The 13881-nt window shown below is 38.0% G+C and carries 12 protein-coding genes, 1 rRNA gene and 1 riboswitch; of the genes, 8 read left to right on the forward strand and 5 right to left on the reverse strand.

Going from position 1 to position 13881, the window contains the following annotated elements; translation table 11 throughout:
- Both ACQKN2_RS23855 and ACQKN2_RS23860 read left to right on the forward strand, forming a co-directional pair.
- Positions 1-286 (forward strand): hypothetical protein (locus ACQKN2_RS23855; RefSeq protein WP_427417144.1); only part of this gene is annotated, 286 nt, incomplete at its 5' end.
- Positions 287-586: 300 nt separating this feature from the next.
- Entirely contained in the window at positions 587-817 is a 231-nt protein-coding gene (locus tag ACQKN2_RS23860) for a DNA-binding protein (RefSeq protein WP_323650927.1), read from the forward strand.
- Positions 818-871: 54 nt separating this feature from the next.
- Here the strand turns inward: ACQKN2_RS23860 and ACQKN2_RS23865 are convergent, their stop codons facing one another.
- From ACQKN2_RS23865 to ACQKN2_RS23875, 3 genes are all read right to left on the reverse strand, one after another.
- Positions 872-1858 (reverse strand): homoserine dehydrogenase, encoded by a 987-nt coding sequence (locus tag ACQKN2_RS23865; RefSeq protein WP_427417145.1) that lies wholly within the window; start codon positions 1856-1858, stop codon positions 872-874.
- A 717-nt stretch (positions 1859-2575) separates the two neighbouring features.
- Positions 2576-2962, reverse strand: a complete 387-nt coding sequence (locus ACQKN2_RS23870; RefSeq protein WP_427417146.1) for a hypothetical protein — start codon at positions 2960-2962, stop codon at positions 2576-2578.
- 322 nt (positions 2963-3284) lie between these two features.
- The gene (locus ACQKN2_RS23875) at positions 3285-4586 is read right to left on the reverse strand and encodes an O-acetylhomoserine aminocarboxypropyltransferase/cysteine synthase family protein (RefSeq protein WP_427417147.1); all 1302 of its coding nucleotides are present in this window, start codon (positions 4584-4586) and stop codon (positions 3285-3287) included.
- A gap of 117 nt (positions 4587-4703) precedes the next feature.
- Positions 4704-4817: riboswitch (SAM riboswitch) on the reverse strand.
- 523 nt (positions 4818-5340) lie between these two features.
- On the opposite strand from ACQKN2_RS23875, the gene ACQKN2_RS23880 reads away from it, so the two are divergent.
- Together ACQKN2_RS23880 and ACQKN2_RS23885 are read left to right on the forward strand one after the other, a co-directional pair.
- On the forward strand, positions 5341-5973 hold the full coding sequence (locus ACQKN2_RS23880) for a glycerol-3-phosphate acyltransferase (protein WP_427417148.1): 633 nt from the start codon (positions 5341-5343) through the stop codon (positions 5971-5973).
- A gap of 181 nt (positions 5974-6154) precedes the next feature.
- Positions 6155-7636 (forward strand): DASS family sodium-coupled anion symporter, encoded by a 1482-nt coding sequence (locus ACQKN2_RS23885; protein WP_427417149.1) that lies wholly within the window; start codon positions 6155-6157, stop codon positions 7634-7636.
- A 289-nt stretch (positions 7637-7925) separates the two neighbouring features.
- Here ACQKN2_RS23885 and ACQKN2_RS23890 read toward each other — a convergent pair whose 3' ends face one another.
- Positions 7926-9446, reverse strand: coding sequence for an acetyl-CoA hydrolase/transferase family protein (locus ACQKN2_RS23890; RefSeq protein ID WP_427417150.1), 1521 nt, complete (start codon positions 9444-9446; stop codon positions 7926-7928).
- A gap of 281 nt (positions 9447-9727) precedes the next feature.
- On the opposite strand from ACQKN2_RS23890, the gene chrR reads away from it, so the two are divergent.
- From chrR to ACQKN2_RS23910, 4 genes are all read left to right on the forward strand, one after another.
- Positions 9728-10459: a class II chromate reductase ChrR gene (gene chrR, locus ACQKN2_RS23895; RefSeq protein WP_427417151.1), complete on the forward strand. Its 732-nt coding sequence runs from the start codon at positions 9728-9730 to the stop codon at positions 10457-10459.
- Positions 10460-11162: 703 nt separating this feature from the next.
- The gene (locus tag ACQKN2_RS23900; RefSeq protein WP_427417152.1) at positions 11163-11633 is read left to right on the forward strand and encodes a peptide-methionine (S)-S-oxide reductase; all 471 of its coding nucleotides are present in this window, start codon (positions 11163-11165) and stop codon (positions 11631-11633) included.
- Between the two features lie 240 nt (positions 11634-11873).
- The gene (locus ACQKN2_RS23905; protein WP_427417153.1) at positions 11874-12305 is read left to right on the forward strand and encodes a DUF4279 domain-containing protein; all 432 of its coding nucleotides are present in this window, start codon (positions 11874-11876) and stop codon (positions 12303-12305) included.
- 230 nt (positions 12306-12535) lie between these two features.
- Positions 12536-13411 (forward strand): helix-turn-helix transcriptional regulator, encoded by an 876-nt coding sequence (locus ACQKN2_RS23910; RefSeq protein ID WP_427417154.1) that lies wholly within the window; start codon positions 12536-12538, stop codon positions 13409-13411.
- Between the two features lie 375 nt (positions 13412-13786).
- Here ACQKN2_RS23910 and rrf read toward each other — a convergent pair.
- A 5S ribosomal RNA gene (gene rrf / locus ACQKN2_RS23915) occupies positions 13787-13881 on the reverse strand; the annotation flags it as partial.

Here is a 13881-nt window from a genome sequence, read left to right on the forward strand (position 1 = left end):
TTTGCCGCTGACGCTTCGCTTTCGCGCAGAGCAGAGCTTCCTGGGGGCGTCCGATGAGCCGCTTCGCTTCGCTGCAGGGTCTCGGGCCAACACGAGGTTGGTCACGAAGGCGTTATCACAGGATGTGATGGATTTAGCCTTCGTTCCTCTATCGCTGATCCCCGAGGAGTCGCCCAGTCTCCACTCCAATCAACTTATATACAGGGCATATGTAAATTATCAAAACATCAATAAATATAATAAATTAGTCTTACATGCTCCTAATCTAAAGATTGTCTTTGTATGACTTGTCCTCAAAAGCATTTTACGCCCTTCTAATGTCATTACCATAGTATCCATTTTAAACAATTCAACTGTTCAAATAACCCACCTGTTAGACGAATTAATTAGAAAAAAAGACATTGGACTAACGCAATGCTCGTAGTAGCAAAATGGGAATAGCTAATTATATCCCCCACGACCCATTAACATTAATAATACAGATTTATCAAAAAGTAAACAATTACCATTTACCCTTTCCTTTCATTTATTAACCCACAGTAAGCTTTCTTTTGGTTATAATATAAACAACAAAAGGAGCGAAATTATGTATAAAACAATTGAAGAAACAGCTATCGACCTTAGTATGCCAGAGGATCAAATACTTCGCCTAGTTTATGAGGGCCGTATTCGTTCAGTATACGATGGGGACCAAATACTAATTAATAGCGGGCAGTTTAGCACTTATTTTGAGCAGCTAGATCGTATTAAAGAGGAAATTGAAATTTGGCGGAATACTCCTATTCCAGAGGATATTGATGTTAAAGATGAGGATTAAAAAAATGCCTATCATTCAAACAAGTTGAGCATTGTTGAATGATAGGCATATCTATTATATTGTTACGACAAACCCAGCTCTTTTACCGATAATCTCGGCATAATCTTCTACCATTACACTAGCTGTTGGATACATACCTGCTCCAGGTCCAACTAGCGTTAAAGTGCCAATATAATTTGTATCCAATGCCACAGCATTATTGACGTCATCAACTGGGTAAAGCGGATGTTCTTTATCTACTAATTGCGGACCAACCTTTGCGACCACTTTCCCATCTGCTAGCTTCTCAACCTCAGCAACGTGGCGGTAACGCAAGCCTTTTTCGCACGCTTCTTTGACTTGCTCTGCCGAAATACTATCAATGCCAACTACCTCGACGTCAGCCCAGTCTGGTTGTTCACCAAATGCCAAAGCACTTAAAATCATTAATTTTTTAAAGGCATCCTGTCCGGAAATATCATTATATGGATCTGCCTCTGCATAGCCTAAATTTTGCGCCTCTTTTAAAGCAGTTTCAAACGACCAGCCCTGTGAGCGCATTTTCGTTAAAATATAGTTGGATGTCCCATTTAAAACACCCTGAATACGACTAACATCATTGACAAGCAAAATATTTTTCATCGTTTTAATAACTGGTACTCCACCAGCGGTTGTTGCCTCTAAGCCTACAAATACACCGTTTGCTTTTGCAAGGTCCTGTAACTCCAAGCCTCGCTTTGCAAACATCACTTTGTTAGCTGTGATAACATGACATTTATGTTCAACAGCGCGCTTTAAGTAAGTAAATGCTGGCTCCTCATTCACGATCGCCTCAAAAACAACCTGCATACCTGGCTCTGCTAACACTTCATCCATACTAGTTGTCATTAAATGTGCTGTTCCTGGTACACGTTCACGGCTGGCGTCTGTAACTAAAATTTTTGCTACTTCTAGCTCAATTCCTAATTTATTTTTAAGCTCTTCACGCTTTTCGTTTAATATATGGTAAATTCCTTGACCTACCGTTCCAAATCCTAATATAGCTGCCTTTATAGTTGCCATTTCTGTTATTCCCTCCAACTTACATTCCGCAGTTTCATTATATTTATTTCGTCTCAGCTTAATTCGTACAGATTTTGAATTGTTCGCCGACTTTACAAAGCAGGTCAGTTTGCCGTGTTTAACACTTCGTTTTCAGACAGATATTTAGTCATGGTGTTTCACGTTCACTACAAAAAATATTCTGAATGAAGATACAGTCTGTGAAACACACAAATTCAAATAATTCAAAATTCAACTTAATGAAGATTGTAACGTAAATACATACATTGCACAAGAAAAATCTTTCTAGGATGGACATTTGTTTACCCTAGAAGTGCAAAAGAAATCGTTTTCATTCCTTTTATTATATGATTTTTCACTTGATCTATAATAATTGAACAAATATTGACGATTCTTTATAGAAAAATAAGGATCATCACTAAAGCGTGGGGTTGATTTCCGTTGCGGCTGGGCACTTTCCTGGGGGCGTCCGATGAGCAAATCAACTTATATATGGAATAAATTTTAACAAATTGTCATCCGCAACTTTTGGTGATGAGCCAAAAATAAATGTCTTTCTTCTATTATATATATGTATGTAAATACATTCATAAAAATTGTTCTTTTGAAATATATTAATAAAAATTTTTTCAATTATGCTAGTATATCTTCCAACATCTAATTAAAAAGCTCATTCCCTGTAGCAGCAGAGAATGAGCCTAATTATATGAGGGATAATTAACTAGCTTTGGGTAGCAATTTATAACGATATTGTATTAAAGCTTGTTGCACTAGTCTTATTTCCTCTAGCGTAAAATTTGGTATTGCATACGTACGTTCAACTAATTGGAATGTGCCGTATTTTAAGTAATACTCTGTTGCAGGTAGAGGAATATGACTTGCCCCATAGCCTTCATAAGCTTCAAAAACTTCTTTTACTGTATAGCCTTCCTCTTTGACATAAAGAATTTCCTTAAAAGCTGAATGTCCAAAGATCTCTTGCCATTTACTCTCAACTGACGCAAGTATGTTTTGAATGGACATGTTGTTCACAAACACATGACCTTCATTTAACTCATAAATAAGATAAGATGCAATGTTTTGCGCACTATACACATTTCCCATTTAAAACACTCCTTTATCATCAGTTTTGGTAGATAAGAGTAGTTACTGACTGAGCAACTACTCCGCTTCATATATTTCAAAAGTGGGGGAGCACTTATGAAAACTAAATGTCGAACGCTTTTCTTATTTCCTAGTATAAAACAAGGAATTAAACAAGTCAATAATACTTATCAAATTACTAGGTATTACTTCCGAAGAATTTTAGTTACCCTTACCAAATGAGGCAAGCGGATGATGTAGCAACGTTTTACGCATTACCAAATGAGGCCTATCGAATGAGAAAATACGTAAACGCTACAACATTAGCCAATGTGTTTTTTTATTAGGCTTCTACTTGTTGTTGTGAAGCTGTTACTTGTTCAATAGCTTGTTCTAAATCTCCAATAATGTCCTCTACTGCCTCTAAACCGATGGATAAGCGAATGAGCGACTCGGTTACGCCAGTTTGGATTAGCTCTTCAGCTGATAGTTGCTGATGTGTAGTAGATGCTGGATGGATAATTAATGATTTGGCATCCCCTACATTTGCTACGTGCGAGAATAATTTCACACTATCGATCAATTTACGCCCTGCTTCTCGTCCACCTTTAATGCCAAATGTAAGCACTGAACCGAAGCCATTTCTCAAATATTTTTTAGCTAACTCATGAGTTGGGAAATCTTCTAAGCCATTGTAATTTACATATTCCACAGATGGGTGGTTTCGTAAATATTCAGCTACCGCCAATGCATTTTCATTGTGTTTAGGAATACGCAAATGAAGCGTTTCTAAACCTTGTAATAAATTAAATGCTGCATCTGCACTTAATGTTGGTCCAAAGTCGCGTAGCAATTGCACTCGCAGTTTTGTGGCAAATGCAGCCGCTGCTGTATCGATACCATAACGCAAACCGTGATAAGAAGCATCTGGCTCCGTAAAGCCTGGGAAGCGTCCGCGAGTCCAATCAAACTTCCCTGCATCTACTACAACGCCACCTAAAGTTGTACCATGGCCGCCGATCCATTTCGTTGCGGAATGAACAACGATATCTGCACCGAAGTCAATTGGTGTAGAGCCATATGGTGAAGCAAATGTGCTATCAATAATTAATGGCAAGCCGTTTTCATGTGCTATATTCGCTACTGCTTCAATGTCTAGCACTTTCAAACTTGGGTTACCGTAAACTTCAGCGAACACTGCTTTTGTTTTATCCGTAATAGCTGCTTTGAAATTTTCTGGATTTGTTTCATCTACAAAAATTGTTTTAATACCGTAGTTTGGTAGTGTGTTGGCGAATAAATTATAAGTACCTCCGTACAAAGAGCTACCAGCAACAATTTCATCACCTGCCCCTGCAAGATTTAAAATTGAAAATGCAATAGCTGCTGCACCAGATGAAAGTGCTACCGCTGCTGTACCGCCTTCTAATAAAGCGACGCGTTTTTCAAAAACATCTACAGTTGGGTTTGTAATTCGTGTATAAATATTGCCAGCTTCCTCTAAGGCAAAAAGACGTTGCGCATGAGCAGTGTCTTTAAAAACGAATGCCGTTGAGCGATATACTGGTACTGTACGAGATCCTGTTACCGGGTCTGGCTCTTGGCCACCGTGTAACAGCAATGTTTCTGGTTTAAAATTTGTCATTGTATACCTCCATATGGTTATTTTTTTACGATGGTACCGGAGATGAGGAGGATTTTTTCAGTAGAAAACAAAAACCCTCTTCAGCTAAGAAGAGGGTTGCGGGTGCAAGTTTTCCTCCCCTTATCTGCCAGATCCAAGTAAGAATCTGTAGGAATTAGCACCTTAGCAAGTTCGTCACTTACTGGTTGCCGGGCATCATAGGGCCTATCCCTCCGCCGCTCTTGATAAGAGTATGAGATTCAATTTCCATCGTTGTTACAAAGTATAAACATAGACTTTTTCTCTGTCAACACTAAAATTTTATTTTTTCCGAAACTTCTGTCTGCTTTTTTACGTAAAACGAACGCATACATTATTTTAATGTTTACTAGTTTCTCATCAAAAAGTGGGGTTGATTTACGTTCCGACTGGGCGCTTTCCTGGGGGCGTCCGATGAGCCGCTTGGGGCAACAGGATGTTGGTCACGAAGGCGTTATCACAGGACGTGATGCTTTTAGCCTTCGTTCCTCTACTTGCTCGCTCCAGGGTCTCGGGCCAACAGATGTTTTCTGCGCGAAAGCGTAGTGCTAACGAAGCGGCAGCAGCACCGATGTTGGTCACGAAGGCGTTATCACAGGATGTGATGGTTTTAGCCTTCGTTCCCCTATCGCTGACCCCCGAGGAGTCGCCCAGTCTCCACTCCAATCAACTTATATACAAAGATGTCATCCCTAACTTTTGGTGATGAGCTTATTATTTAGAAAGGAGGACTTTTATGTTAAAAGCGGTTATCATTTTTCTTCTTGTTGGTTATTTGATTGGCTGTGTTCACGGCTCTAAAGTTGCTCAGTTTTTATCCGGGGTAGATTTAAAAAAGGCTGGATATGGCAATGCAGGTGCCTCCAACGCAACACTCTCCCTCGGATGGAAATACGGTATATTAGTTGCACTTATCGATATCGGTAAAGGTGTTGCAGCTATAATCGGTGCACATGTCTATCTTGCTGATATAACACAATTAACTGAAGTACAAGTTTGGCTCTTTATCTATATCGTAGCAGCCGGTGTCATTCTAGGTCATAATTTCCCATTTTATATGGGCTTCAATGGCGGCAAAGGAACTGCTTCAATTATCGGGATATTACTTGCGATTGATTGGAAAGTTGGCTTATTTGCACTCATTTTATTTGTTATTTTTTCTTTCGTGACGAGCTTTTTAATTGTCGGTGTACTTGAATTTTATCTCGTTTTTTGTACAGCCACATATTTATGGATTCCTGGGGTCGGCCCAACGATTATAGCCTTATTTCTTTTTGGTATAGCCATCATTTTGCATATCGAAAATATTAAACGATTGATGCTAGGAACTGAACCTAAAGTTACTTCTGCATTCAAAAAGAAAAACTAATATCTTTTGGATATTATTGTCTTTTCTATGACCGCGTATTTTCTCGTAACTGCCCATTATCGCTATAACTAGAGAGCATTTGAACACACTAGCTTTTTTTACAATAAATAGACAATTTACTTTCTTAATAAAGCATTTTACTAGTCGATGTTATAGAAAATGTTAGAAAGGATGAGAAAGTATGTCTACTTCCGAACAAGCAAAACCGAAACGTAATTTGAAACCACTCTGGATCGCATTAGCCTTCGCTTCACTAATCATCATAACTTTTTTACCGAGCAACGGCGATTTACCTGTAGCTGGACAACGGGCCTTGGCTATTTTAGCTTTCGCGGTCATTCTTTGGGTTACAGAAGCAGTATCCTATCCCGTTAGCTCTGCCATGATTATTGCTCTCGTTACAGTTTTACTAGGATTAGCTCCGTCAATGGAAGATCCAACGAGAGAGCTAGGAACATCAGATGCATTAAAATTAGCATTAAGTGGATTTAGTAATTCAGCAGTTGCACTAGTAGCCGCAGCTCTTTTCCTAGCGGCAGCCATGCAAATTACCAATTTACATAAACGTCTTGCGCTATGGATTCTTTCACTAGTAGGGACAAAAACGAAAGCCATTGTCTTCGGTGCTATTTTAGTATCTATTGCACTCGCATTCTTCGTCCCTTCTGCTACTGCACGTGCAGGCGCAGTTGTACCAATACTACTTGGAATGGTAGCGGCATTTGGTTTACCACGTGATAGTCGACTTGCTGCTTTACTTGTCATTACCTCTGTGCAAGCTGTCTCCATTTGGAATATCGGTATTAAAACGGCAGCAGCTCAAAATATGGTCGCTTTAAATTTCATTAAAGAACAATTTGGTGTGGATATTTCTTGGGGTGCTTGGTTGCTTTATGCTGCCCCCTTCTCCATCATCATGTCAGTGGCTCTATTTTTCATTATGATTACACTAATTAAGCCTGAAACAAGTAATATCGAAGGTGGCCGAGAAGTAATCAAAAAACAGCTTGCGGAACTTGGCCCATTAAAAGCTCCCGAAATTCGATTAATCATAACATCTGTAGTTTTACTATTTTTCTGGGCTACTGAGGGCAAACTCCACCCATTCGATACAACAACCGTCACAATCATTGCAATCGCTATTTTATTAATGCCCAAAGTCGGGGTCTATACGTGGAAGCAAGTTGAACCGCATATTCCCTGGGGGACAATTATCGTCTTTGCAGTAGGAATTATGCTAGGAACGGTCTTGCTTAATACGAAAGGTGCATCGTGGTTATCTGATAAAGTATTCGGTTCACTCGGTTTAGATTCTATGCCAATTCTTGCAACCATTGCGCTTGTCACTTTATTTAATATTCTTATTCATTTAGGCTTTGCGAGTGCAACAAGCTTAGCGTCTGCGCTTATACCAGTGTTTATCGTTTTAGCCTCAACATTAACGGCTAATGTCGATCAAGTTGGTTTCGTTATCGTGCAACAATTTGTTATTAGCTTTGGCTTCCTCTTACCTATTAGTGCACCGCAAAATATGCTTGCCTATGGTACAGGAGCCTTTACAACAAAGGATTTCTTAAAATCTGGTATTCCATTAACGATCATTGGATACATCCTAGTTCTTCTATTCTCCGCAACGTATTGGAAATGGATTGGATTATTGTAAAGAGAAGGGATCATCACCATAACGTGTGGTTGATTTCCGTTCCGGCTGGGCGCTTTCCTGGGGGCGTCCGATGAGCCGCTTCACTCGCGCTGCTCGCTCCAGGGTCTCATCTGTGACGCTGATCCCCAAGGAGTCACCCAGCCTCCACTCCAATCAACTAATATACATGGCATATGTTTTTACAAATGTCATCCACAACTTTTGATGATGAGCCAGAAGAAGCCGTTTTTAAAACAACAAGAAGCCTTGAAGGAACAAATCAACTGTCCTTCAAGGCTTTTTCGATTGTTTATTTCGATAAAGCTGGGTTCTTCATCGTACCATTTTTTGCGTAATTCACATGCCATGAGAGTGCTTTTTCTAGAACATGTGGCGTATGATGTCCACCTGTTACTTCATTGGCATCGTTAAAATACTTCCATAATTGCTCACGGTATTCCGGGTGTGCACAGTTATCGATAATGAGTCCCACCCGTTCTTTTGGAGCAAGCCCACGTAAGTCTGCCACCCCCTGCTCAGTTACGATGACGTTTACATCATGCTCTGTATGGTCGACATGCGACACCATTGGAACGATACTAGAAATATTTCCGCCTTTCGCGTAAGATTTTGTGACGAAAATACCTAATCGCGCATTACGTGCAAAATCTCCAGAGCCGCCGATTCCATTCATCATTTTTGTGCCAGAAACATGTGTAGAATTCACATTCCCGTAAATATCCACTTCTAATGCTGTATTAACAGAGATTAACCCGAGTCGGCGAATAATTTCTGGTTGGTTAGAAATCTCTTGCGGACGTAATACTAGTTTATCTGTATATTTCTCAAAATTCCCATAAACTCTGTTGCCTACTTCCTCGGACAGGGTAATAGAAGTGGCAGACGCGAAATTTACCTTTCCTGCATCAATTAATTCGAATACCGCGTCTTGCAGCACTTCTGAATATACTTCTAAGTTCTCAAACTCAGAATCTTTAAAACCTAATAAAACGGCATTCGCTACTGAGCCTACACCCGATTGAATAGGTCTTAAGCTTGTTGTTAAACGACCTACTTTAATTTCTTCGCGTAGGAAATTTAATAAATGATTAGCCATTATATCTGTTTCTTCATCCGCAGGAACAATCGTTGATGGTGCATCTAAAATATCTGAAATCACAATACCTTTTACTTTATCTAAATCTAGTGGTATACCAATTGTGCCAAGTCGATCGGATACATTTTGCAATGGAATTGGATCACGTTTCCCCTGTAGTCCTGGTACAAAAATATCATGGACACCCTCTAATGCATCAAGCTGCGCTACGTTCAACTCAATGATTATTTGGTCTGCTTCTTGCACAAAAATCGGAGAGTTGCCAACTGAAGTTGTAGGAATTAGTAAGCCGTCTTCTGTAATAGCAGCTGCTTCAATAATCGCAAAGTCAATGGGACCGATAATACCTTGACGTACTAGCTCTGCATTATGTGATAGATGTGCATCAACGAATGTGATTTCACCACTGTTGATTTTATTACGAATGCCGGCATCTGCTTGGAAAGGTCCACGTTTACGAATAACGCCAGCTTCTGCTAAGTATTGGTCGACTTCTGGACCGAGTGATGCACCTGTATATACATCTACCTTGAAGTTCTCTTTTTTAGCTTTTTCCACAAGTGCAAGCGGTACTACTTTAACGTCACCAGCACGGGTAAACCCACTCATCCCAAGTACCATACCATCCTTAATCCAAGACGCTGCTTCATCTGCTGTTACTACCTTGCTCCGTAGCTGTTCATTACGAAGCTTTTTCGCCAACTTTTCTTCCATCCCTTATTCCTCCATCCGACTTTATTTTGTTCAACTAGATTCCCGGTTTACTCTTTTTGGTATAGTAATCCATTTATTAGAAATCTAACCAAATAAACCGCCCAAGATAATTTTAAACTATTTAGAATTTTTAATCTATAATTAACAAAATATTTTGTTTTACGAGAAGTTTTATGCATTCGCAAATTATTTAAAAATAATTTCAACGTCGAAAAAATTCGATTTTGAAGAAAAAGCGTGATATGCTCTTGATATATAAAAGGGTAAAGGGGATTTTTTTGATGGTTAAAGAATTATTACGTAACCACTCTTCGGTTCGTATTTATGATGGAAATCCGATTTCAAAGGAAATTATTGAAGAATTAATTGCTACTGCACAAATGGCTGCTACATCACATTTTGTGCAAGCTTATAGTGTTATTTGGGTAACAGATGAGGAGAAAAAAGAAAAACTAGGGTTGCTCTCTGGTAATCCTCGTCAATATGAGACTTCTGGTGGCGCCTTTGTCTTCTGTGTAGATTTCAAACGTCTTCAATCAGCAGGTAAATTAGAAGGTGTAGACATTGTGGCTGATTCGGCAGAAAACGTACTTGTTGGAGTAGCCGATGTATCATTATTCGCGCAAAACTTTGTTGTTGCTGCAGAATCAATGGGATATGGAATTTGTTACATCGGAGGAGTGCGTAATAAGCTAGAGGAAATAAGCGAATTATTCAATCTACCTGACTATGTTTTCCCACTATTCGGCTTAACAATTGGGGTTCCTGCACGTCGCAATGAAGTAAAACCTCGTTTACCTGTCGCAGCAGTATTACATGAAAATGAATACAATGCAGAACAATATGAGGAGCTTTTACCAACTTACAACGACACAATGGAAACATACTATAATAATCGCTCATCCAATCGAAAAATTGATAACTGGACAAAGCAAATGGCTGATTTCTTAATTGAACAACGCCGTCCTCATATCAAAGATTTCTTAGCAAAAAAGGGTTTTAATTGGAAATAATTTCATTAACAAGCTGTGTGGAGTTACTATCGCATGATAGTAACTCCACTTTTTTTCATAACCTTAATACGAATTGGTCAGTTTTCTCTGCCTTCTAAAAGCAACGATAAATAAAAGGGATTAAATCAATTAACTTTTAGATTTTTTATGATTATGGTATCTCCTTGAAGCTTAATCTTTTATTAGGTATCTATGTTAATATCACTATAAAGATTGTGAAGAAATACGGAGCAGGATAGTTCACCAAGAGAATATGTTATGATTAAAGAAATGGAATAACAAGTGAGCTTTAGAGGTATACAGTAGTATGTCACATCCGTATGAACAATTTGAGGGCACACCCCTATGGGAAGCTATAATAAAGGATTAGACGATCTTGCCGAGAATAACGATATTGAAGAAACGACAAGCAGAGAATACATAGTCGGCTACCTTTGCAAATTGATAAATGAGTCAGTAGCGAAAGACAATTGAATATGATTGTTGAACTAATGGGTGTGTTAATTAAAGATCATTGAGTTGCATATGCAGCTCTTTTTTTCTTTATTGAACTAACGGCGCAGTTTAGTTCAACAATCGGTCCATAATGTGGAGAATAAAATTTGTCATTATTTTAATGTGTAGTAGACTTACTAACTACATTTTTTCCTCCTATTTACTTGGAATGAATTTTTTTATTTTTTTAACGAAGAGGAGAGTCAATATGGAAGTAGTATATTTAGCAGGTGGATGTTTATGGGGAGTACAAGCTTTTATAAAAACTTTACCTGGGGTTAAGTTTACAGAAGCAGGAAGAGCTAATGGAACAAGTCTTACACTTGAAGGTGATTATGATGGGTACGCCGAATGTGTAAAAACAGGATTTGACCCGACAGTTGTAACAATCAGGGAATTAATGGGATATTTATTTGAAATCATTGATCCATACAGTTTGAACAAACAAGGACAGGATGTTGGCGAGAAATATAGAACAGGAATATATAGTGAAAAGCCTGAACACTTAATAGAGGCGAAGGCGTTTCTTGATGAAAGAGATGATCACGACCTTATAGTTGTTGAAGTATTACCTCTTACAAACTATTTGAGAAGTGCAGAAGAACATCAAGATAGGTTAGCTAGATGTCCAAATGATTATTGTCATATTCCAGAAGAAATATTAAATAGGTATAAGTAGGGAGTTTATTAAAAGATGGTTTATGGGATTTATAGTTTGGAACAGAACTGTTTAATCATTTTCAACGATCGGGCGCGATTGTTTAATAAGCGTCACTGTTCTTCTTAAACTTACGGTGGCATTAATTAAAGATCATTGAGTTGCATGTGCGGCTCTTTTTTCTTTATTGCACTAACGGCGCAGGATAGAAGGATGATATAAAAAATGATAAATGGGACTATATGGAGGAGAAAATTAAAATTGGACAAAACTCAAGTAATGGTTTGCTTCAGCTTGTATGGAGATGAGTTTTCAATAGATGACGTAACGGAAAAGTTAGGAGTAACACCTACTGAAGCTTTTAAAAAAGGTGATTTAATTCCAAACCGTTCTACTGTTTGTTATAGAAAAGAGACAAGTTGGGATTTAGGAACAGGTTATCAGGCTTCGCTTGATGTAAATAACCAACTCCAACAAATTATAGATAAACTACAAAATAAGTCGTTAATCCTTAATGAAATAAAAGAGACTTACACCTTGGAGTGTAAATTCTTTATCGTCGTTAAAATAGAAGAGGGAAATACCCCTGCTTTATATCTGAGTAAAGACATCATAAAGTTTGCTGCAAACATTGAAGCTGAATTTGATGTAGATTTGTACGCTAGTCCTTATGAAAATGATTTTAGCGACTAAAAGATATAAATTTTATTGAATTAACAGGCGTTTCTACAATAAGTTGAAACGCTTTTTAGAACATGCTAGCGGAAATAGGAATTTGATTTTACAGCCCCCCCTCTTTTGGGATTAGAATAAAAATCAATTTTTATACTATTCACTCGGTTATAGAAAGAGAAGCAAAATAGCAATTAATATCAAAAAATTAAATTATAAATCCTCTAAAATTAGGAAGTGAGGTGAGCAATATGTATAGCAAAGTAACTCAAGATGTAATTTATTCTTTAGAAGAGTGTTTATTAGATGAATGGCAGTTAGATGATTATGCATCACATATTGGCTATTCAAAATTTCATTTATCACGTATTTTCAAACAAGAAACTGGATTGACGATAAGTGAATATATTCGAAAACGAAGACTGGCAACAGCAGCAATGTATTTATTATATTCAGATGAATCGATCATTCAAATTGCTTTTGAGTTACGTTATCAATCACAAGAAGCATTCACACGTTCTTTTAAAGAGCTATATAAAATGCCACCTGGCAAATATCGCAAAATCATGCGAACACTTCAAGGGATGGAGGAAAAAAATATGAGTGATATAACGACAATTAAAGGCTGGATCTTAAGTGGTTCACACCCAACTTTTTACGAAATGAAAACGGATGGACAAATATTTCATACGGGCATGAAATCAGGTTTACTGACTTCCAAAACAGATGTAGGTGAAGATCAATTCGGGACAATGATGCAAAGTTTTTCAGCAGAAAACTGGTTAGGAAAACGTATAAAACTATCTTGTTTCGTAAAGACAGAAGAAGTTGTAAAATGTGGAGTTTGGTGTCGCGTAGATAATGGTACAGGTGACGTGATTCAGTTTGATAATATGGATAATAGACCTATTCAAGGTACAACGGACTGGAACTTCTATTCGATTGTACTAGATGTACCAAAAGAAAGTGCTTCTATTCACTTCGGTATTCTATTATCAGGAACAGGTAAAGTGTGGGCTGATGGATTTAAGTTTGAAGAAGTAGATTTATCTGTTACATCAACAAATATGCTTGGTCAAGAAAACTTGCCATTAGAGCCGGTTAATTTAGGATTTGATGAAGGCTGATTTAACCCATCAACGTTTTTTAGATACATTGAATTATAACATTTGAATAAGAGCTACAAAAAAATATATAAACTGTTTACTCAGGAAAAGAAAGCATTTTGATCAATCTTTGTTCAATGTACTTTCTTTTCTTTTATTAGAATTAATTTTAAACTTTATTCAAAACTATCAAGTTATCAGATCCTGCATCTTCGTCAGCTGACGCTCAATATTTTGCTCCGTCATCGAAAGTTTCTTAGCTTCGGCTTTTATGATTAGATTCTTCATTTCTCAACCTTTGGCTTACTAATTGGCGGGAAGCAATATTGTTTGGGTTAACATACTAAAAAACTGCAAACAAAAAAGCCGAGGAATAAATCCTCGACTTTTTCAGGTGCCTAGCGATGTCCTACTCTCACAGGGGGAAGCCCCCAACTACCATCGGCGCTAAAGAGCTTAACTTCCGTGTTCGGTATGGGAACGGGTGTGAC

This window comes from Lysinibacillus sp. NPDC093688 (assembly GCF_050280145.1).
GTDB lineage: Bacteria > Bacillota > Bacilli > Bacillales_A > Planococcaceae > Lysinibacillus > Lysinibacillus xylanilyticus_B.

Coding starts and splice junctions, on each gene's coding strand:
- ACQKN2_RS23870 (WP_427417146.1), bottom strand. CDS start 2,962: ATGGGAAATGTGTATAGTGCGCAAAACATTGCATCTTATCTTATTTAT.
- ACQKN2_RS23900 (WP_427417152.1), top strand. CDS start 11,163: ATGGAAGTAGTATATTTAGCAGGTGGATGTTTATGGGGAGTACAAGCT.
- ACQKN2_RS23910 (WP_427417154.1), top strand. CDS start 12,536: ATGTATAGCAAAGTAACTCAAGATGTAATTTATTCTTTAGAAGAGTGT.
- ACQKN2_RS23875 (WP_427417147.1), bottom strand. CDS start 4,586: ATGACAAATTTTAAACCAGAAACATTGCTGTTACACGGTGGCCAAGAG.
- ACQKN2_RS23880 (WP_427417148.1), top strand. CDS start 5,341: ATGTTAAAAGCGGTTATCATTTTTCTTCTTGTTGGTTATTTGATTGGC.
- ACQKN2_RS23890 (WP_427417150.1), bottom strand. CDS start 9,446: ATGGAAGAAAAGTTGGCGAAAAAGCTTCGTAATGAACAGCTACGGAGC.
- ACQKN2_RS23865 (WP_427417145.1), bottom strand. CDS start 1,858: ATGGCAACTATAAAGGCAGCTATATTAGGATTTGGAACGGTAGGTCAA.
- ACQKN2_RS23860 (WP_323650927.1), top strand. CDS start 587: ATGTATAAAACAATTGAAGAAACAGCTATCGACCTTAGTATGCCAGAG.
- chrR (WP_427417151.1), top strand. CDS start 9,728: ATGGTTAAAGAATTATTACGTAACCACTCTTCGGTTCGTATTTATGAT.
- ACQKN2_RS23885 (WP_427417149.1), top strand. CDS start 6,155: ATGTCTACTTCCGAACAAGCAAAACCGAAACGTAATTTGAAACCACTC.